General features: G+C 55.4%; 13 protein-coding genes. 3 read left to right on the forward strand and 10 right to left on the reverse strand.

Annotated features, from left to right (window positions below):
* Nucleotides 1-2 precede the first annotated feature (2 nt).
* The 6 genes from FQ179_RS13775 to FQ179_RS13800 form a co-directional block, all read right to left on the reverse strand.
* Nucleotides 3-833: an ABC transporter ATP-binding protein gene (locus FQ179_RS13775; protein WP_149397894.1), complete on the reverse strand. Its 831-nt coding sequence runs from the start codon at nt 831-833 to the stop codon at nt 3-5.
* Between the two features lie 68 nt (nt 834-901).
* Nucleotides 902-2,233, reverse strand: coding sequence for an ABC transporter substrate-binding protein (locus FQ179_RS13780; RefSeq protein ID WP_149397895.1), 1,332 nt, complete (start codon nt 2,231-2,233; stop codon nt 902-904).
* 159 nt (nt 2,234-2,392) lie between these two features.
* Nucleotides 2,393-3,457 carry a branched-chain amino acid ABC transporter permease gene (locus FQ179_RS13785; RefSeq protein ID WP_149397896.1) on the reverse strand — a complete coding sequence of 355 codons (1,065 nt, stop codon included), beginning with the start codon at nt 3,455-3,457 and terminating at the stop codon, nt 2,393-2,395.
* A 23-nt stretch (nt 3,458-3,480) separates the two neighbouring features.
* Entirely contained in the window at nt 3,481-4,410 is a 930-nt protein-coding gene (locus FQ179_RS13790) for a branched-chain amino acid ABC transporter permease (RefSeq protein ID WP_137236256.1), read from the reverse strand.
* A 15-nt stretch (nt 4,411-4,425) separates the two neighbouring features.
* Nucleotides 4,426-5,223 carry an ABC transporter ATP-binding protein gene (locus FQ179_RS13795; RefSeq protein WP_149397897.1) on the reverse strand — a complete coding sequence of 266 codons (798 nt, stop codon included), beginning with the start codon at nt 5,221-5,223 and terminating at the stop codon, nt 4,426-4,428.
* A complete protein-coding gene (locus FQ179_RS13800) occupies nt 5,223-7,205 on the reverse strand; it encodes a long-chain fatty acid--CoA ligase (protein WP_370459882.1) in 1,983 nt (660 codons plus the stop codon). Before FQ179_RS13800 ends, FQ179_RS13795 begins: the two co-directional genes overlap by 1 nt.
* A gap of 152 nt (nt 7,206-7,357) precedes the next feature.
* On the opposite strand from FQ179_RS13800, the gene FQ179_RS13805 reads away from it, so the two are divergent.
* Together FQ179_RS13805 and FQ179_RS13810 are read left to right on the forward strand one after the other, a co-directional pair.
* Nucleotides 7,358-8,032, forward strand: a complete 675-nt coding sequence (locus FQ179_RS13805) for a Crp/Fnr family transcriptional regulator (protein ID WP_149397898.1) — start codon at nt 7,358-7,360, stop codon at nt 8,030-8,032.
* Between the two features lie 357 nt (nt 8,033-8,389).
* Nucleotides 8,390-9,679, forward strand: a complete 1,290-nt coding sequence (locus tag FQ179_RS13810; RefSeq protein WP_149397899.1) for a Glu/Leu/Phe/Val dehydrogenase — start codon at nt 8,390-8,392, stop codon at nt 9,677-9,679.
* A 161-nt stretch (nt 9,680-9,840) separates the two neighbouring features.
* Here the strand turns inward: FQ179_RS13810 and treY are convergent, their stop codons facing one another.
* The 4 genes from treY to FQ179_RS13830 all read right to left on the reverse strand — a co-directional run bounded on the left by treY (nt 9,841) and on the right by FQ179_RS13830 (nt 18,000).
* On the reverse strand, nt 9,841-12,378 hold the full coding sequence (gene treY / locus FQ179_RS13815; RefSeq protein ID WP_149397900.1) for a malto-oligosyltrehalose synthase: 2,538 nt from the start codon (nt 12,376-12,378) through the stop codon (nt 9,841-9,843).
* Nucleotides 12,375-14,210 (reverse strand): malto-oligosyltrehalose trehalohydrolase, encoded by a 1,836-nt coding sequence (gene treZ / locus FQ179_RS13820; protein ID WP_149397901.1) that lies wholly within the window; start codon nt 14,208-14,210, stop codon nt 12,375-12,377. Before treZ ends, treY begins: the two co-directional genes overlap by 4 nt.
* Nucleotides 14,211-14,237: 27 nt before the next feature.
* Nucleotides 14,238-15,893, reverse strand: a complete 1,656-nt coding sequence (gene glgA / locus FQ179_RS13825; protein WP_188074615.1) for a glycogen synthase GlgA — start codon at nt 15,891-15,893, stop codon at nt 14,238-14,240.
* A gap of 760 nt (nt 15,894-16,653) precedes the next feature.
* Complete coding sequence (locus FQ179_RS13830; protein ID WP_149397903.1) at nt 16,654-18,000, reverse strand: sigma-54 dependent transcriptional regulator; 1,347 nt, start codon at nt 17,998-18,000, stop codon at nt 16,654-16,656.
* 231 nt (nt 18,001-18,231) lie between these two features.
* Between FQ179_RS13830 and FQ179_RS13835 the strand changes: the two genes are divergently transcribed.
* A complete protein-coding gene (locus FQ179_RS13835) occupies nt 18,232-19,182 on the forward strand; it encodes a sigma-54-dependent Fis family transcriptional regulator (RefSeq protein ID WP_149397904.1) in 951 nt (316 codons plus the stop codon).
* The last annotated feature ends 100 nt before the right edge of the window (nt 19,183-19,282 follow it).

A 19,282-nucleotide genomic window follows, 5' to 3' on the forward strand; every position in this document is an offset into this window, starting at 1 on the left:
CGCTAGGCTAGCCAGCGTTTGCGTCGTCGATAGAACTTGGTGTCGCGGAAACTCTTGCGTTCGCCGCTGGACACACCGAGATAGAATTCTTTTACGTCTTCATTTTCGGCCAGCTCTTTTGCTTCACCGTCCATCATTACACGGCCGTTTTCAAGGATGTAGCCGTAGTCTGAATAGCGCAGCGCAATATTTGTGTTCTGCTCGGCCAGCAGAAAGCTGACGCGCTCACGCTGGTTAAGGTCTCGCACAATTTCGAAGATTTCTTCGACAATTTGTGGGGCCAACCCCATAGAGGGTTCATCAAGCAAAATCATGTTGGGGTTAGCCATCAGCGCACGGCCAATTGCCGTCATTTGCTGTTCGCCCCCTGAGGTGTAACCGGCCTGGCTGGTTCTGCGCTGCTTTAGCCGCGGAAAATACTGATACACCTTGTCCAGCGATGCACTCAGCTCGCCCCGGCTGATTTTGCGCGTGTACGCACCGGTGTACAGGTTTTCTTCAATGGTCAAATGGCCAAAGCAATGACGCCCTTCCATCACTTGCACGACACCGCGTTTGACCAGGTCGGCAGGCGTCAGCTTATCGATGCGCTCGCCCCGATAATCGATAGTGCCCTTGGTGACATCACCCCGTTCCGCACGCAGCAAATTGGACACTGCGCGCAGTGTCGTAGTCTTGCCTGCACCATTGGCGCCCAGCAAGGCAACAATCTTGCCTTCAGGCACGCACAGCGATACGCCTTTAAGCACCAGGATAACGTGGTTGTAGATGACTTCGATCCCGTTGACGTTCAGCAGAATAGTCTGCTCCGGCGTCTCGACATTCGCATTCATGATTTGGGTTCCTGCCGTTGATTCGACCAGCCGCCGGAAAATCCCGGCGGCTGGTTCAGCGCGTCAGCCTAGCCTTCGCTTGCGCAGTCGCGTACTGTCAGCTTCTTTTCCTGAGCGTATTTGGCGCTCAGGTCTTTGATCAGCGGATCGACATATTTCTTGTCGGACTGATACCAGTCAGAAACCACGTTGAACTTCTTGCCGTCCCACTGAATAATGCGCGCCCAGTCGTCACCCATGTGGTCGGCGCATGTCGTCTTGACTGGCTGCATCAGCTTGCCAAAACCCAGTTCATCGAGACGCTCTTTGGTGAGGTTGAGGTTTTCCATGCCCCACTGCACCTGCTCAGGCGTCATGTGCTTGCCCTTGCCGTACTTCTCTTGTGCCGTGCGTATGGCTTCAACCTGCAGCATTGAGATCATGAGGCCGCGGGTGTAGGCGATGGTGCCAAAGTACTTGCCATCATCATCTGTGCCCTGACCCTTGTCGTAGACATACTTTTTCAGGTCTTCATGCACTCGGCCATGCTCGGCACTGTTGTGAATGGTGATGCCGTTATAGCCCTTGGCAACGTCACCCAGATCCTGCACGTCGTTTTCAGAACTGGCCCACCAAATCGCATACATTTTGTCGCGCGGATAGCCCACGGCCTGCGCCTCACGGATTGCCGTAGGTGTCATGATGCCAGCACTCCACAGCAGCACGTAATCAGGACGCTCTTTGCGGATCTGCAACCAGGTTGATTTTTGCTCCACACCAGGTGCGGTTACCGGATACAGCAAGAGATCAAAACCATTTTTCTCCGAACGGGCCTTCAACAAATGAATAGGCTCTTTACCATAGGGCGAGTCGTGATAAACCAGCGCAATCTTCTTGCCCTTGAGTTTGTCTTCACCCCCGACCTTCTTGGCAATGTCCTGGATCATGACGTCGGCGGCCGTCCAGTATGAGCCCAGCAAGGGAAAGTTCCACTTGAACACCGTACCGTCTGCAGACTGCGACAGACCATAGCCCATGGTGACCACAGAAACATGATCGTTAAAGGCCTTATCGGTCACGGCAAAGGTAATGCCTGTGGACTGGGTATCAAAGCTCGATGCCCCGCCATTCTTGTCTTTTAGTCTTTCGTAGCACTCAACGCCTTTGTCTGTAGCGTATGCGGTTTCGCACTCTTCGTAGACAATTTTGACGCCGTTAATACCACCGTCACGTGCGTTGACAAGCTTGAGGTAATCCATTTTGCCGTCCGCCCAAGGTATGCCCAGTGGTGCGAACGAACCTGTGCGGTAAGCGAGCAGCGGTATAAACTGCTCGTCGGCTGCGGCGGCCGGCAACGAGGCCGTGGCCAGCGTGCCACCAACGGCAAGCAGAGCTACTGCCAATTTAATAGATAGTTTCATCTCCTGGTCCTCCTGAAGGTGTCTCAATGCACCGTTTATATGTGGCCGGTCGATCCGGGATGGCCCGGCCGGGTTACTGCCTTACAGACTGCTTTAAAAAACGTAACTGAACTGCGTAATGACTGACAGGGCTGGTAGGTGATGGCCCATAAACGCCGGTTAGTGCGGAAAAGGCCAGAGTCTCAGTTTTTCTTTTCCTATGCTCCAGAGTCGGGCGAGGCCGTGCGGTTCAACAATAAGGAAGAACACAATCAATGCACCGAACACCATGTGTTCAATATGCGAAGCAGTGTCTACGCCCAGGTTAAGACCGAACAGATGCGGGACGTTGGTAAGAAACACAGGCAGCAGCACCATAAAAGCCGCTCCGAAGAAGCTGCCAACAATGGATCCCAGCCCGCCGATAATGACAATGAACAGTAACTGCAGCGAACGTGTCAGATCAAACGCCAGCGGCTCCCACGAACCCAGGTGAACGAATGCCCACAAAGCGCCCGCCACACCGATAATGAACGAACTTACGGCAAACGCGGTCAGCTTGGCATACATGGGGCGTATGCCGATAACGGAAGCCGCCACGTCCATGTCACGTATGGCCATCCACTGCCGTCCGATGGCGCCGCGCACCAGGTTCTTGGCCAGAAGTGCAAACACGACAACAAAGATCAGCACAAACATATATCGCTGTACGGGCGTCTGCACGGGCAACCCGAACGCATACAGCGCGGGAACCGACACGTTGCCTGACGAAGAATAGTTGGTGAAATAAGGAATGCGCAGAAACGCCCAGTCCATGAAAAACTGGGCTGCCAGTGTGGTCACGGCCAGGTACAGACCGCGGATGCGCAGACTGGGTACGCCGAACACGACGCCAGCCAGGGTGGCAAACACACCACCAAGCAGTATCTGCAGCACCAGCGGCATAGCCGGAATGCGTACGCCGAAGTTCCAGGCTGCATACGCACCCACGGCCATGAAGGCGCCCGACCCGATAGAGATCTGGCCGCAATACCCCACAAGAATATTCAGACCGATCGCTGCCAGCGACAGTATCAGAAAGGGAATAAGTATGGCCTGCAAGAAGTAACTGGACGCAAGCAGTGGCGTTGCAATAAATGCCAGCGCCAGCACCAGCAGCATGAACACCCTGTCCTGACGGATCGGGAAGATCTGCTGATCAGCACGGTATGTACTCTTGAATTGGCCGTTTTCACGATAAAACATAGTCTATTCCTGATCTTATGTCGTTAGACGCGGTCAATGATTTTTTCGCCAAACAAACCCTGGGGCCGGAACAACAAGAACACCAGAGCCAGCATATAAGCGAACCAGATCTCGATACCACCGCCGACAAACGGTCCAAGATAGACCTCTGACAGTTTCTCGCCCACACCAATAATCAAGCCACCGACAATCGCGCCAGGTACCGAGGTCAACCCGCCCAAAATCACCACTGGCAGGGCGCGCAAGGCGGCTGTCGACAACGTAAACTGCACACCGAACTTAGAGCCCCAGATAATACCGGCCACCAGCGCCACCAACCCGGCCACGGTCCAGACAACCACCCAGATCCTGTTAAGCGGAATACCTATTGATTGCGCCGCCTGGTGATCGTCGGCGACGGCACGCAATGCCCGGCCTGTAGACGTGTACTGAAAGAAGAAGGCCAGCGCCACCACGAGCAAAGCTGAAACTCCCGCTGCGGTCAGATCTTCGAGGCTGATAAGAATGCCGCCTTCGAACATGGACTCCAGAATGAATGCCGGGTCTTTGGGCATGCCGACATCAATGGTGTAGACGCTGCTGCCAAAAATGAGCTGACCCATGCCATCGAGAAAATAGCTTATGCCTATGGTAGCCATGAGCAAGGTGGTGGGTTCCTGGTTGACCAGAAAACGCAGTACCCAACGCTCAATGACGACGGCAATCAGCCACATGAACAGGCCACTGACCACAAACGCCAATATATTGCCCAGCAGCCCTTCCTCTATGCCCAGCCAGACGGGAATCCAGACCGAAAATCGCGCCATGCACAGTGCGGCAATGAGCACCATGGCGCCCTGCGCAAAGTTAAATACGCCTGATGCCTTGAAAATGAGTACAAAACCCAGCGCCACCAGCGAATAAAGCATGCCTGACATCAGGCCGCCAAACAGGGTTTCCAGAAAAAAAGCCATGTTCTTTTTCCTTGTTTAGTGGCCGGCGCCCAGATAGGCGCGAATGACGTCTGGGTTCTGACGAACCTGGTCGGGTATGCCGTCGCCGATCTTCTTGCCGTAATCGAGCACCACGACGCGATCGGAGATGTCCATAACCACGCCCATATCGTGCTCGATCAGCACAATGGTGGTGCCATATTCATCGTTTACATCCAGGATGAAGCGGCTCATGTCCTGCTTTTCTTCGATGTTCATACCTGCCATGGGTTCATCCAGAAGCAGGATGCGTGGCTCCATCGCCAGCGCCCGCCCCAGGTCGACCCGTTTCTGCAAGCCATAGGGCAGCCGCCCCACCGGTGTCTTGCGAAAGGCCTGGATCTCGAGAAAATCAATAATATTTTCGACGAACTCGCGATTCTTGATTTCTTCTCGTTCTGCCGAACCCAGCCTGAAAGCCTGCGCCAGCACACCGCTCTTCATGTGCAGGTTGCGACCCGTCATGATGTTATCCAGCACACTCATGCCTTTGAACAGCGCCAGATTCTGAAACGTGCGGGCAATACCCATTTCTGCCGCACGACGTGAGTTCATCTTCGCAAAACTCGCACCATCGAGCGTAATCTCGCCCTGCTGCGGCGTATATACCCCATTAATCACGTTAAGCATGGAGCTCTTACCTGCGCCGTTCGGCCCGATAATGGCGCGAATTTCATGCTCTCTTACGTCGAACGAGATGTCGGTCAACGCCTTGACGCCACCAAACGCCAGTGAAATATTGTTCAGATCGAGAATGACATCGCCGATTCGTTGATCTCGTACGTCTTGACTCATTACGCAGCCTTCCTGGTGGCATCGTGCACGGGCACTCTGGTTGCGGGCATGATTTTCAGATCAGCCGATATATGGCCAGACCTGCCATCTTCGAATTTCACTTCCGTTTCGATGTACTGGTTTGCCTTGCCTTCGAACAATGCGTCCACCAGCACGCCATATTTCTGGGCAATAAAGCCCCGGCGCACTTTGCGGGTACGGGTCAGTTCGTCATCATCAGGATCCAGTTCTTTGTGCAGAATCAGAAAACGGGCCACCTGTGAACCCGCCAGCATGGGGTCTTGCGCCAGGTCAGCATTAACCTGATCGACACAGTCACGGATAAGCTCATAGACCTCAGGCTTGGCAGCAAGATCGGTATACCCAGCGTAAGCAAGCCCACGGCGCTCTGCCCAGTTACCCACGGCCTCAAGGTCGATATTGATAAACGCACACACCTCAGTCATGCCATTACCAAATGCCACCACTTCTTTGATGTGCTGAAAAAACTTGAGCTTGTTTTCGATGTACTTGGGCGCGAACAGGCTGCCATCAGCAAGCTTGCCCACATCTTTGGCGCGGTCAATAATTTTTAGCTGCCCATCGTCATCGAGGTAACCCGCGTCACCGGTGTGATACCAACCGTCTTCGGTATACGACTCCGCGGTCGCCTCAGGGTTTTGGTAATAGCCTGAAAACAGACCAGGGCTTTTAACCTGGATCTCACCGTTGGCGGCAACTCTAATTTCCACACCTCGTACGGGTGGCCCAACAGTGTCTGAACGCACTTGGCCATTTTCCTGCACACATACAAATACCGAGGTTTCTGTAGAGCCGTACAACTGCTTCAGGTTGACGCCAATAGAGCGATAAAAGACGAACAGGTCAGGCCCTATGGCCTCGCCAGCGGTATACGCGACGCGCACGCGGCTCATGCCCAGGGCATTGCGCAGCGGTCCATACACCATCAAGTTGCCTATGCCATAAAGAAGGCGGTCCCATAGGCCAATGCCCGGGTCTTTATCGAGGATGCGTACACCTACACGTTGCGCCAGACCCATAAATACTTGAAACATCTTGCGCTTGATGGCGCTGGCATCTTCCATGCGAATCATCACATGAGTGAGCAGCTCTTCAAGCACGCGCGGTGGCGCAAAATAGTAAGTAGGGCCGATGTCATGCATGTCGATGGCGACGGTTTCAGGCGACTCAGGATGGTTAACCGTAAAGCCTGACACCAGAAACTGCGTATACGAAAACATGTTCTGGCCTATCCAGGCGGGCGGCAGATACGCCAGCACATCCTCATGATCAGTAAGCCCTTCGAGGTCCTGGATGGCCTCGGCGCGATCGATCAGCGCATGGTGCGACAACACCACCCCCTTGGGCTTGCCGGTGGTGCCTGATGTATAAAACATGGCCGCCGTATCGCTGGGGTCTATGGCTGCGATCGCTGCATCAATGTAATCGGGATGTGACGCCGCGAACTCCTGACCCAGCTCAATCAGGCGCTCGAAGGAAAACAGCTTTTCTTTATCGTAATGACGAAGTCCGCGTGGATCGTCGTATACAACATATGTTAACGAAGGGCATTGCTCTGCCACTTCCAGCATTTTGTCGACCTGCTCCTGATCTTCGACCACAGTGACACGGACTTCCGCATCCTGCAGCACGTAAAGCATTTCCTGGGCCACGGCGTCCTGATACAGAGGCACTGGTATGGCGCCCAGGCATTGAGCCGCCATCATCGACAAGTACAGACGCGGGCGATTCTCACCTACAATAGCCACGTGATGGCCGGGCTTGACATCCAGTGCTGCAAGGCCATTGGCAAGCGCTCGTACTTGCTGGGCCAGTTCGGCCCAAGTCATGGTCTGCCAGATTCCAAGATCTTTTTCACGCATGGCTGGGCGATTGCCCCGTACTCGTGCATGATGCATGACCAGCGCAGGAAATGTCTGCGGTCTGACTTGTGTGTCTTGCGTAGGCAGAGTCTGCGCCACGGTGTCTCCTCCAGCCAGTAATCCGCCCTTTTGCAGGGCTGTGGTTTTCGTTAGCCAGGCGGTTATCGTCTTGGCTTCATGTAAGTTAACGGGTTGTCGTATCCTTAACTGTCTCCAACATGACATTCACGCTTTTTCAAGGGTAAATCCCCATGCTTCTGAAAGACTGTCTGCCTGATAACGCGGCCTGGTTCAGTTTGCTTGATGCAAGCCAGCAAGACCGGGTATTGAGCGACGTCACGGTGACACGCTACCCTGCGGGAGTAATCATTGAGCGCAAAGGCGAAAAAGCCTACGCATGGATGGGTGTGCTCAGCGGCCTGGTCAAAGTGTCGGTTGGCAGCCGCGAGGGCAAGATGGCGTCGCTGACCGGGGTGCCGCCGGGCGGGTGGATAGGCGAAGGCTCGTTGTTAAAGTCGGAAGAGCGCAAGTACGATGTGGTTGCACTGCGCGACTGCGCCATCGCGCGCCTCCCTGTTGCCACCTTCAACTGGTTGCTCGACAATAGTATTCCATTTAATCGCTATTTACTGCACCAGTTAAACGAACGTGTTGGCCAATTCATTGGCAAGGCCGAATACGACCGCCTGCTTGAGGCAGATGCTCGGGTAGCCCGCTGTCTTGCAGAACTATTCAACCCGCTGCTTTACCCTGGCAAAAACATGCGGCTGGACATTACCCAGGAAGAAATCGGCTACCTGGCCCGTACCTCGCGCCAACGCACCAACCGGGCGTTGCGCACGCTCGAAGATGCCAGGCTGGTCAAAGTTGAATACGGCGCGGTTCATGTTCTGAATTTAGAGGGGCTGAAGCAATATGGCCTTTAATGGCCTTAATACAACGTGCACGCCGACTGTGCCCTACAAACCCGTTGCGACGTACTCTCCGACTGTACACGCCCCATTGCAGCGTGCGCTCTAATTGCCACACAAACCCGTTACAACGCACTCGCAGACCGTCACACAGATCCGTTACAGCGTGCTCGCCAACTGCCACACAGATCGGTTACAACCTGCTCTCTAGCTGTCATGCAGACCATCGATACGACCCTAATATGACAGCAATCAGAAAACAGGGGACGCAATAGCGCAGCTTGTCCTAAAATACTCGCAATCCCCCCTGGTGGGTAGCCAAGTGGGTCATACAGCAATTCTTCCATCTCCAACATCGCGCAAGGTCAAGTCATGACAGAACATCCGACGCACGCCATCCCTTCCTATCTGAATGCAGAGGCTCTGGGGCCGTGGGGCAGCTACCTCGAACAGGTAGAACGCGTCACCCCCTATCTCGGCAAGCTGTCCAAATGGGTCGAAACCCTGAAAAGGCCAAAGCGCTCGCTGATCGTAGACATACCCGTAGAACTCGACAACGGCACCATCGCCCACTTTGAGGGCTACCGTGTTCAGCACAATACGTCGCGCGGGCCTGGCAAAGGTGGTGTACGGTTCCATCAAGAAGTCACGCTATCCGAAGTCATGGCGCTGGCAGCATGGATGTCGGTAAAATGCGCCGCCGTCAGCCTGCCTTTCGGTGGTGCCAAAGGCGGCATACGCATCGACCCGCGCAACTATTCCCGGGGCGAACTTGAACGCATCACGCGTCGCTACACCAGCGAAATCGGCTCCATCATCGGGCCCAACAAAGACATTCCCGCCCCCGACGTCAATACCAATGCCCAAACCATGGCCTGGATGATGGACACGTACTCCATGAACGAAGGTGGCACCACCACGGGTGTGGTTACCGGAAAACCGGTATCACTGGGTGGCAGCCTGGGCCGCGTTGAGGCTACGGGGCGTGGTGTCTATGTGGTGGGCTGCGAAGCCGCACACGATGCCGGTATCGCCATAGAAGGCGCTCGCATTGTCATCCAAGGGTTTGGCAACGTAGGCGGCACAGCCGCGCGGCTGTTTTATGATGCAGGCGCTAAAGTGATCGCTATCCAGGACCACACAGGTGCCTTGCATAACGCCAATGGTCTTGATGTCCTGGCCCTGACCAAGCATGCGGAAGAAACCGGCGGTATCGCAGGCGCGCCCGATGCCGAGCAAATCAGCCCCGCTGACTTCTGGGCACTCGAAACCGAGCTGCTGATCCCGGCGGCACTTGAAAGCCAGATCAACCTCGAAAACGCCAACACCGTCCGGGCCAAAATCGTTGTTGAAGGCGCCAACGGCCCCACCACACCTGATGCCGACGACATTCTCACCAGCAAAGGCACCATCATTGTTCCCGACGTACTGGCCAACGCCGGCGGCGTTACCGTCAGCTATTTTGAATGGGTGCAAGATTTTTCCAGCTTTTTCTGGACAGAACCCGAAATCAATCACAGGCTTGAGGCCATGATGCGCACGGCGTACACGTCTGTTTCGGCCGTGGCCAAAGAACATGCGGTCAGTTTGCGCACCGCCGCGTTTATTACGGCCTGCACACGCATTCTCGAAGCTCGCGAAGTACGCGGTCTGTACCCCTGATCAACCAGCGGGGCGGTTTACGCCACCCCGCTGACGGGGGACCGAGCATATGCGTTACGTCATGCTAGTTGCGCCGGCCTGGCCGCATGCCAGCGCCGCGCAAACTAAGCGCAATCACACGCAGCACAAACACGCACCGGCCCCAAGTCGCCAACACGCCATTAAACAGCTGTTGGCCTCAGCACGGCAACAGGCAAGGCCGACAACACATCAGACAGCAACAACCTTCCATCGGCATCGACGCCAGTTAAGACTTTGCCAGCACTACCTGCCAGCACATCCGCAAACCGTGCACCTTTAAGCTGGGTGGGAGGTGTCACAGCGGTATCTTGCCACCAGGCAGGTTCTGGCATCGGCAATGCCGGCACTCTGGCCATGACAGCCTCTGCACATACGCGCGGCACAATAACCACAACACTCTGATCACGCCAGGTACGTAAAAAGGCCAGTGCATGCTCTTTGCGTGCGCCGGACACGTCAAGCGGCAAATAACCGCCCACATCAAAAAGCTCGGGCTGCTTGCGACGCAAGCCCAGCACGCGGGCAATCAGCGCCTGTTTGATGGCTCCCGTACGCCACTCAGGCAGTAGCTGCGCCAGATCAGTCGTCGCGTCCAACAATGCCAACATGGCTGAGCGCGCCGTAAAATCAACGGGACGACGGTTGTCGGGATCGACAAGACTCAAGTCCCAGCCTTCGGCCCCCTGATACAAATCAGGCACCCCGGGAACAGTAAGCCGCAAGAGGGTCTGGGCCAGGCTGTTCATGACGCCAGACGGCGCGATGCTGGCAGCAAAACGCCCAATATCGCCAATAAGAGGCCGTTCGCTGCGGTCGAGCACCAGGCTTACCAGATAGTCTTCTGCTTTTTGCTCATACCATCGGTCAGGCACCAGCCAGTCCGAACTCTGTTTGGCCTCGCGCAAGGCTTTGAGCCGCCATTGTGCCAGACGCTGCACGTAAGCAAGCAGACCCGCATGATCATCCGGGCTCAGATCAAGCGGCCATGCACCCACCATGGTCTGAAAAAGAATATAACGCTCCCCCGCCTGTAACTTGGATGTCAATGGAAATGCCAAACCCGGGCGATGCAGCCAGCTGCGACTGGCCTGTATCCAGGCAGCGGGGATTTCGCTTAGCACGGCCAGACGGGCACGCACGTCTTCACCGCGTTTGTGATCATGCGTAGCAGTCGCCAGCATACTGCGCGGCGCATGGCGCGCACGCCATACATTTGCCGAGTGGAAAGCGGACGGCGACAAGGCAATGGTATCTGGATCGGAACCCACTTCATTGCGCGAAATAAGCCTTCCATACCGATAAAACACGGTATCTTCCTGCGACTTTGCTGCCAGGGGCGGCGTCAGCTGCTGAAAGCGCTTGACGGCCTCACGCTGCGGTCCAGGCGGCATAGTATTCAGATCTATGTAGCTGCGATATACCGGTAAGGTACACAACACCCCATCAAGCATGGCAGCCGTCAGGGACGGCCCCCACGGGAGCGCCGGGCCACCGAAACGCTTGGACGCTTCAATGTTTTTCAACAGCGTACGGCGTTCGGCCACAAAGTGACGTCGCAGCAAGCGCCTGCGCACCTGCCAGACCTGCTCGGCGGCGTTGCATGGGTCTCCGGACACCTCTTGCCAGGCATGAGTAAGCGCGGTTTCACTGCAGGCATCATGCAACACCGCAGAAACCTGATCCATAAAATCGTAGCCAGTGGTGCCGTCAGCCTTCCAGCTATCCGGCAGGTGTTCATCAGCTGCCAGGATTTTTTCAACCACTAGCCACACCTGTTGATGGCGCCGCCCCTCAGGCCGGCCTGGCGTGCGCACATCAAGCGCCTCCCGCAGGCGCCGACAGTAACCGGACGGGTCAGCCAGCCCATCAACATGATCAATGCGGACACCATCAATAACACCCTCTTCATACAGCCGCAGCGTCAACGCATGCACGGCATCAAATACAGACGGTTCCTCAACACGCACGCCGATAAGGTCGTTAATTTCGAAAAAACGTCGCCAATTGATGCAGCGCGCGGCGAGACGCCAGCCTGACAAACGGTAATGCTGACGCGCCAATAGCGCTTCAAGCCGGTGGCGATTGGCAAGGGTATTGTTTTCGTAAAGTTTCAGCGTATCTTGCGGGAACTCTCCATTCTCTTCGAGCGAGCCCGGTGCAATCGGGTAACGCATGCCCTCGGCCTCGATAAAAAAGGTTTCGTCGTACTCGTCCAGAGCCAGGCGTATGCGGCCAGCAGCCAGCACGCTGCGGCAAGAGCCAGACAGAAACGGGGCGAGCACACGCCCCTGCAAGGTATGCACAGGCGGCGACCAGTCGATATCGAACCAACTGGCATAGGGGCTGTCGAGACCGTGACGCAACACGTCTGCCCACCAGACATTGTCGGGATGCGCCGCCATATGGTTAGGCACGATATCCAGAACAATTCCGATATCGAACGCGCGCGCTGACTCGGCCAGGGCACGCAGGCCGTGCTCGCCGCCAAGCGCCGGGCTTACTGCGCTGTGATCGATCACATCATAGCCATGGGTTGAACCTGGGCGCGCTGTGGAAACCGGTGACAGGTACAAATGGCTAATGCCCAGCGATGAAAAATAGCTCAGATGCTGACGAACGTCGGCAAATGTGAAGCCTGCGCTTAGTTGTAGCCTTAATGTGGCTCTGACAAGACTCATAGTTGCTCCGGCACAATGGTTGCCAGTGTGGAGCACGCTCGCAGTGTACGGTTACGCGTGTCGCACTGGCGAGGCCCCTCAAAAACCACGATTTCATCCAGGCTAGCTGCTGCTATGGCTACGTCTGCATTAGAAAGATTGCAGTACACACTCAAGACTGTGCCGTTATTCAGTTGCCAGGAAGCCTGCACTGCCATGGGGCCAAGCACCCGCGCCGACAGGCTGCAGGCACCGTCCAAATAAGGAATGATGAATGCATGGCGCACACCTAGCAATTGGCCATACAGCGTACGCCACTCCCGATTGCGCTCCACTGACAGGCCCGGAAGTGCCATGCAGGCGTCCCACGTTTTCTTGTCATTGGGGTCAGGCAAGCCAAGTGGTGCACCATCCCGATGCGTGGCGTCGGCATGCTCGCGCTGACGGCCTTCTCGTATGGCTTGTACCAACCCTTCATTCTTGAAACTGGTGAAATAAAGAAAAGGGGCCAATGCGCCGTACTCTTCGCCCATAAAAAGCAGTGGTATCTGGGGTGTCAGCAATTGCAGGGCTATTGCCGCCCTGAGCGCATCTTCATTGTGAGCACATAATGTTCGCAAGCGCTCACCCCATGGCCGGTTGCCCGTTTGATCATGGTTTTGCAGAAAGAAAACAAACGAGGTCGGCGGCAAGCCTGCCGACGGCTCGCCGCGTGGGCGGCCTGCACGAAACGGGCTGGGCTGGCCTTGGTAGTCAAACCCTTGGGCCAGACATCTAGCCAGACGGGAGGCAGGCTCGTCGGCATAATCAGCGTAATAGCTTTGCGCTTCGCCGGTAAGCATGTGGTGCAGCACATGGTGCTCATCATCATTCCATTGCGCATCGAAGCCAGCCTGCAGCAGCGACGCGGAGTTGTCATCGTTCTCAACAACCAAATGCACATGACGCCCGGGCACGATGGCGGCGATTTCGCGGCGTACGAACGCCGCCATTTCAAGCAGCCAGTCGTGGCCCTCAATTGCATGCACGGCATCAAGGCGCAGGCCATCAAAACGGTACTCTCGCAGCCAATACAGCGCGTTCTCGGCAAAAAATGCACGCACCTGGGGCTGGCGAAAATCAATGGCGGGGCCCCAGGGAGTCTGGATATCATCCCGAAAAAAGGCAGCCGCGTAGGTATGAAGAAAATTTCCTTCGGGGCCGAAATGGTTGTAGACCACATCGAGAAACACCTGTATGCCCAGGCCGTGTGCCGTATCAATCAGTTCTTTCAGTTCGCCGGGGCTGCCATACGAATTTTCTGGCGCAAAAGGCAGCACACCGTCATAACCCCAATTGCGCGCACCTGGAAAATCAGCAATTGGCATCAGTTCTATTGCGGTAACTCCAAGATCAGCAAGATCAGGCAGACGCTCTTGCAGCCCACGAAACCCGCCGAGCAAACCGACGTGCACTTCATAAAGCACGGTTTCAGACCATGGACGCCCCATCCAGCCAGCATTACGCCAGGCATAATCAGCCACATCCACGACTACGCTAGCGTCCTGCGGGTCGCCGTCCTGCAGACGAGAGGCCGGGTCAGGCACGGCAAGACCGCTGTCGAGACGAAAACTATACTTGGTGCCCGGCGCACAGTTGACGTGAACTTCGTACATGCCGGCACCCACGTCACACATGGGAATCGTCTTACCACCCGCTACCTCAAGCGCAACGCCAGACGCATCGGGAGCCCACAGCCTGAAACGCACCCGACCGTCGGCCTGAATGACCGGCCCGTGCGTGTACTCATAGCATGGCAACGTGGAAACCACGCCAGAAACATGTAGCGGTTTGCTTACTGCTCGCAATGACATAGTGCTCTGCGCCTTTCAGTTTATTTATCAGGCGACAGACGGGCCGCGGTCTGCTATCGAATCTGACCTTATGCCGTGTGAGATTCGGCGCGATGCCAATGCCGCAGCACCACTCTGCGACGATGGCACGGCAACGAGCGAAGATGAGGCCTTTCCCAACTGCCAGTTGCGAGCAGAAAAAATACCACGCCGACGTTCTGGAATGCGATCCAGAGCCACGTCAGGCCGTAAGCTCTGGTAAGCACTTAGGTAGGCAGGTGCCACCCGACTCCAGCTGAAATCAAGACGCATACCATTGGCCTGCATCGCCCGCCAGATAGCTGGCCGGTCATACAGCCCCACCGCCCGGCTTATGGCACTCATCATGTCATCTGGCCGGTCTCCGCTAAACAGCACGCCGGTCGCCGCCTGCATCGACGGCACCGCGCACTCTGGGCCGGGGTCACGTATGGTATCGACCATACCCCCGACACGCGAGCCTATCGGGATAGTGCCGTAGCGCATCGAATACAGCGGGGTGAGCCCAAACGGTTCGAACCGGCTGCCATGGAGCAAGATATCACCCCCTGCGTGCAGCAAATGTGCACGCTGCTCGTTAAAGCCTATACGCACACCACACCGCCCTGGGTATCGCTCAGCCATTTCCTGCAGCGCCCGCTCAATAGCCTTGTCGCCTTGCCCCATAAGGCAGACCTGCAGGCGCGGATGGGCATCCAGCGCCATGGGCAAAGCGTGCAGCGCTACATCTGCCATCTTTTGTGTTGTCAGACGACTGCCCATTATCAGAACAATACGCGAGCTATCCTCATCAACATCAAACACCCGCTGCAATTCAGCTTTGCAGAAAGACTTGTTTTCCATATGTCGGATTGAAAATGGTCGATTCTTCAAATATCGGTCAGCCTGAGGGTTCCACAATGCCATGTCTATGCCGTTGGGAATGGCAATGGTCTGCGACCGTCTGTGTAGTAGATCTTCCTGAAGCCCGCACCCAAAGTCAGGGGTGAGAATCTCTCTGGCATATTGATGGCTCACAACCGTGATCAGGTCCGAGCAACGTATGCCTGCCTTAAGAAAATTAATACGTCCATTGTGATCCAGACATGCTTCCTGCAGCAAGGAATCTTCGTTTATGCCTATACGTGATGCACGATCGACAGAAAAGTCTCCCTGAAAAGCAAGATTGTGCAAGGTAAGCACAGAACGAACGTCATCCACACGCAGCTGACGCATAAATAGCGGCGTCAGTGCGGCATGCCAATCATGAGCATGTACCACGTGGGGGCGCGGTACCGAAGCAATGCCGCGCGCAAGCCGCGCCGCAGCGCATGACAGTGCGGCATAACGTAAGTCGTTGTCATCAAAGCCTTCGCCATCAGGCCCAACATATAGCATATCGCGGTCATACAGGGCGTCGTTCACCAGTGCCAGCACAGGTATACCCAGCTCAGGGCAATCGCCAGACAGCAATACTGCATCACCACCCGGCAGACCACACAGTTGCGCGACTTCATGTACGCGCTCCAGTTGCTCCACCACGCCCCTGTAGGCGGGCAAGAGCAGGCGTACATCTACTCCATCCTCAGCCAACGCATAGAGCATGCCACTCACGGCATCGCCGAGACCCCCTGTTTTTGCGAGGGGGTAAGCCTCGGCACTCACAGCCAATACTTTTAGTGTCACGATTATTCTCCTGTTTAGGCATCAATAGCCACGAATGTCGCCGGATGCTATGGGTCGCCTAAGACATCACGCCTGCCCAGGTGTCTGAGCTTTTCCCCTCGGCTGCACAATTTCTGCAAAAATTACCGGTAACGTAAAAGCTGTCGAGGCAATACGTCCCTTTATGCGGGGCGACAGTTGTATACCTGGTATCAAGCAAGATTCATGCCGGGTGACGATTGAACGCACGTCGGGCAGTGCTTTAATTGTTTTCAGGAAGACGCAGATTCACCTGCGAAGGAGATGCGTGTGCGCTCCCCACTGCGATGCTTTAAGGTGGGCTCCCTCCAGCGATGCTTTCACGTGCCATGATGACTTCAGCGCACATGCCCAGCGCACTCATTACACGCAAATGAGACGGGAGTAACTGTATGAAATGCCATATCCCATGGGTGAAAGCCCTCAGGCCTGAAGTTGGGCATGCAACTTGCCTGCAGAACAGGACGCGATCAAGGCTGACATCAGGATTCGGCCGATGATCCATCGACGCGGCATTTTTTTCGGGAGGCACAGCCATGCAGGAACATTTACAGCCCAACCATAAGACGCGGCCACACGTAGACTTTTTGCAGGCACATGTGCCCGAGCCGCCGGACTCAAACCCGGAGGTTCCTCCTGAACAACCACCTCAGCCAGCCCCGGACAGGGAAGTGGACCTTCCCCCGCGAGAGGCTCCTGAGCGGATCAACGATCCGCAACCCGGCAAAATGAGATGACCTATTTAGCGGATGCCAGAGGCTTCCTGGATGTCGTCTTCGTCGCTCCCGTACTCTTCAAGACGGTTGTAAAGCGTCTTGAGGCTGATCCCGAGCATCTTGGCGGCTGTTTTCTTGACGCCGCCACACTGCTTGAGCGTTGCAAGAATGAGCTGACGGTTGGCTTCAGCCAACGAAACACCCACGGCAACCATGACATCGTTATCACGGGCTGGCGCGTATTCGCCAAGACCAAAGAAGTTGGCATCGCTTTTTATGAGTTCATCGCTAAGTATGTAGTTGCGATACACGTAATTACGCAATTCGCGGATATTTCCCGGCCACGAATAAGCCTGAATGGCCTCGATGGTTTCGGGGGCAAATCGCTTGCGGGTTTTATGCTCTTCATTGATTCGGGCCAAAAAATGCTCGGCCAGCATCACCACGTCGCCATCACGTTCGCGCAACGGAGGAAGCTCCAGCGGAAATACGCTAAGCCTGTGGTAAAGGTCTTCGCGCAGTACACCGCTGTCTACGGCCTGCTCGGGGCTGCGGTTGGTGGCCGCAACAATACGGACGTCGGCTTCGATTTCTTCGTGTGTACCCACACGCATGAAACGCCCGGTTTCGAGCACACGCAGCAACCTGACCTGAAGCTCCATCGACATTTCGGTAATTTCGTCGAGAAAGACGGTACCGCCGCGAGCGCGCTCAAAGTACCCCTTGTGCTGACGATCAGCGCCGGTAAAGCTGCCTTTCTCGTGCCCGAACAGCTCACTTTCGATCAAGTTGGGCGAGATTGCGCCACAGTTGATCGGCAAAAAGGGTTTGTCGTGCCGGGGGCTGGCCAAGTGTATGGCTTCGGCGGCCAGCTCTTTTCCGGTGCCGCTTTCGCCCACCAGCAGCACCGTCGCCTGCGTAGGCGCCACTTTTTCAATGTACGTGCGCAGCAACTGCATGGCCCGAGAGGCGCCTATCATTTTGGCGAATGCTTCGCCACTGCCTGGGGCGGGCGTGGACACAAACGACTTGAGATTGTCGAGGGTAGTACGCAAACGTCTGAGGCTGACGGGCTTGAGCAGATAATCAGCAGCACCGCAGCGCAGAGCCTCTATGGCACTGTCAACGCTGGAATGGCCTGTCATAAACACGACCTGGGTACCCACCAAATCAAGGCCCTGCCAGAACTCCATGCCATTGCCATCGGGCAAATTCATATCAAGCAAGATGACGTCTGGCTGCTGTCGCTCTATTTGTATACGGGCTTGGCGGATATCTCCGGCCATCGCAGTGGTATAGCTTTCATCGTTTGCTATCTCAGCGATCAGTTCTCTGATGGCGGTGTCGTCATCCACAATTAAGAGGTGAGCCATATTATCTTCTTGAAAAAACTTCTCCTTGGCGGAAAATACCGCTTACTTTACCTGCAAGGCTTTAAAAAATGTAAGCCTAAGCGTTCCGCCTGCTTTATTGATTGCAACACAACTACCATTACACATATCGTACGCGGTTTGCACTTTGTAATGGCAAGCCAACCTTGAAAATTGTAAGAAAAAGCGAATTCTGATACAACAATTAGCGCTTTCCCATCAAAGATAAAACATATGATCAAATCTTCTAAGATATTGGGCCGATCAGCCGCTGCATTCGACCTGGCAAGGGCGATTGTAAAAGCGGCACCCACCGACGCGAGTGTACTAATTATTGGTGAAAGTGGCACAGGCAAAGAAATCGTTGCCCGTGCACTGCATAACCGTAGCAACCGAAGCGAACAAGCTTTTGTGGCCATAAACTGCGGCGCCATCACACCGACGCTGGCCGAGAGTGAACTGTTCGGGCACGAAAAAGGCAGCTTTACCGGAGCAGCCGCTACCAGCATTGGCTGCTTTGAGCGGGCCAACAACGGCACGCTTTTTCTGGACGAAGTAACCGAAATGCCACTCGCCATGCAAGTGCTGTTGCTGCGCGTGCTGGAAAGCGGCACCTACCACCGCGTGGGCGGTTCAACACTGCAGGAAGTGAACGTGCGCATTATTGCCGCGACCAACCGAGACCCCAAAGAGGCAATTCAGGCGGGGATATTCAGGTCTGATCTTCTGTACCGGCTTGCGGTCTTTCCGATCAGGGTGCCTTCGCTGCGCGAACGTAAACCTGATATTGCTTACCTGGCACAGCGATTTCTCGACGAATTCAACCTTCAAGAAAACACGCAAAAGACGTTTTCCGCCGACGCGCTTCAAAACCTGGAGGCGTATAACTGGCCCGGCAATATACGCGAGCTCAAAAATACAGTAATGCGCGCGTTCATTATGGCAGATGACAAGCTGGTCATTGCGCCCATAAACCCTGTATTTAGCGCCACCCCTCCCGAAGTCAAACACGGCTACCTGAAGATACCTATTGGCACCCCACTGAATGACGCCCAACAAGCCATCGTTGCCGCCACCCTGGAACACTACGATGGTGACAAGCGGCGCGCTGCATTAGCACTGGGCATAAGTACCAAAACGTTGTACAACCGACTGGGCCAGCCTCACAATGCAAGCAAAGATTAAAAATCATTTCAAAATTACTTATGTTTCGATTGGCATTTCTTACACCAATCGGTAAATATATGCCTTCTTGACACCTGTTTTCATGCGTTATCCCTTGGTT

Source organism: Pusillimonas sp. ANT_WB101, assembly GCF_008369125.1.
In the GTDB taxonomy this organism is placed as follows: domain Bacteria; phylum Pseudomonadota; class Gammaproteobacteria; order Burkholderiales; family Burkholderiaceae_B; genus Allopusillimonas.

Bases quoted from the DNA above. Each gene is read 5' to 3' on its own strand.
- treZ (WP_149397901.1), bottom strand. From the start codon at position 14,210: ATGTCATTGCGAGCAGTAAGCAAACCGCTACATGTTTCTGGCGTGGTT.
- FQ179_RS13785 (WP_149397896.1), bottom strand. From the start codon at position 3,457: ATGTTTTATCGTGAAAACGGCCAATTCAAGAGTACATACCGTGCTGAT.
- FQ179_RS13780 (WP_149397895.1), bottom strand. From the start codon at position 2,233: ATGAAACTATCTATTAAATTGGCAGTAGCTCTGCTTGCCGTTGGTGGC.
- FQ179_RS13810 (WP_149397899.1), top strand. From the start codon at position 8,390: ATGACAGAACATCCGACGCACGCCATCCCTTCCTATCTGAATGCAGAG.
- FQ179_RS13795 (WP_149397897.1), bottom strand. From the start codon at position 5,223: ATGAGTCAAGACGTACGAGATCAACGAATCGGCGATGTCATTCTCGAT.
- treY (WP_149397900.1), bottom strand. From the start codon at position 12,378: ATGAGTCTTGTCAGAGCCACATTAAGGCTACAACTAAGCGCAGGCTTC.
- FQ179_RS13835 (WP_149397904.1), top strand. From the start codon at position 18,232: ATGATCAAATCTTCTAAGATATTGGGCCGATCAGCCGCTGCATTCGAC.
- FQ179_RS13805 (WP_149397898.1), top strand. From the start codon at position 7,358: ATGCTTCTGAAAGACTGTCTGCCTGATAACGCGGCCTGGTTCAGTTTG.
- FQ179_RS13830 (WP_149397903.1), bottom strand. From the start codon at position 18,000: ATGGCTCACCTCTTAATTGTGGATGACGACACCGCCATCAGAGAACTG.
- FQ179_RS13790 (WP_137236256.1), bottom strand. From the start codon at position 4,410: ATGGCTTTTTTTCTGGAAACCCTGTTTGGCGGCCTGATGTCAGGCATG.
- FQ179_RS13775 (WP_149397894.1), bottom strand. From the start codon at position 833: ATGAATGCGAATGTCGAGACGCCGGAGCAGACTATTCTGCTGAACGTC.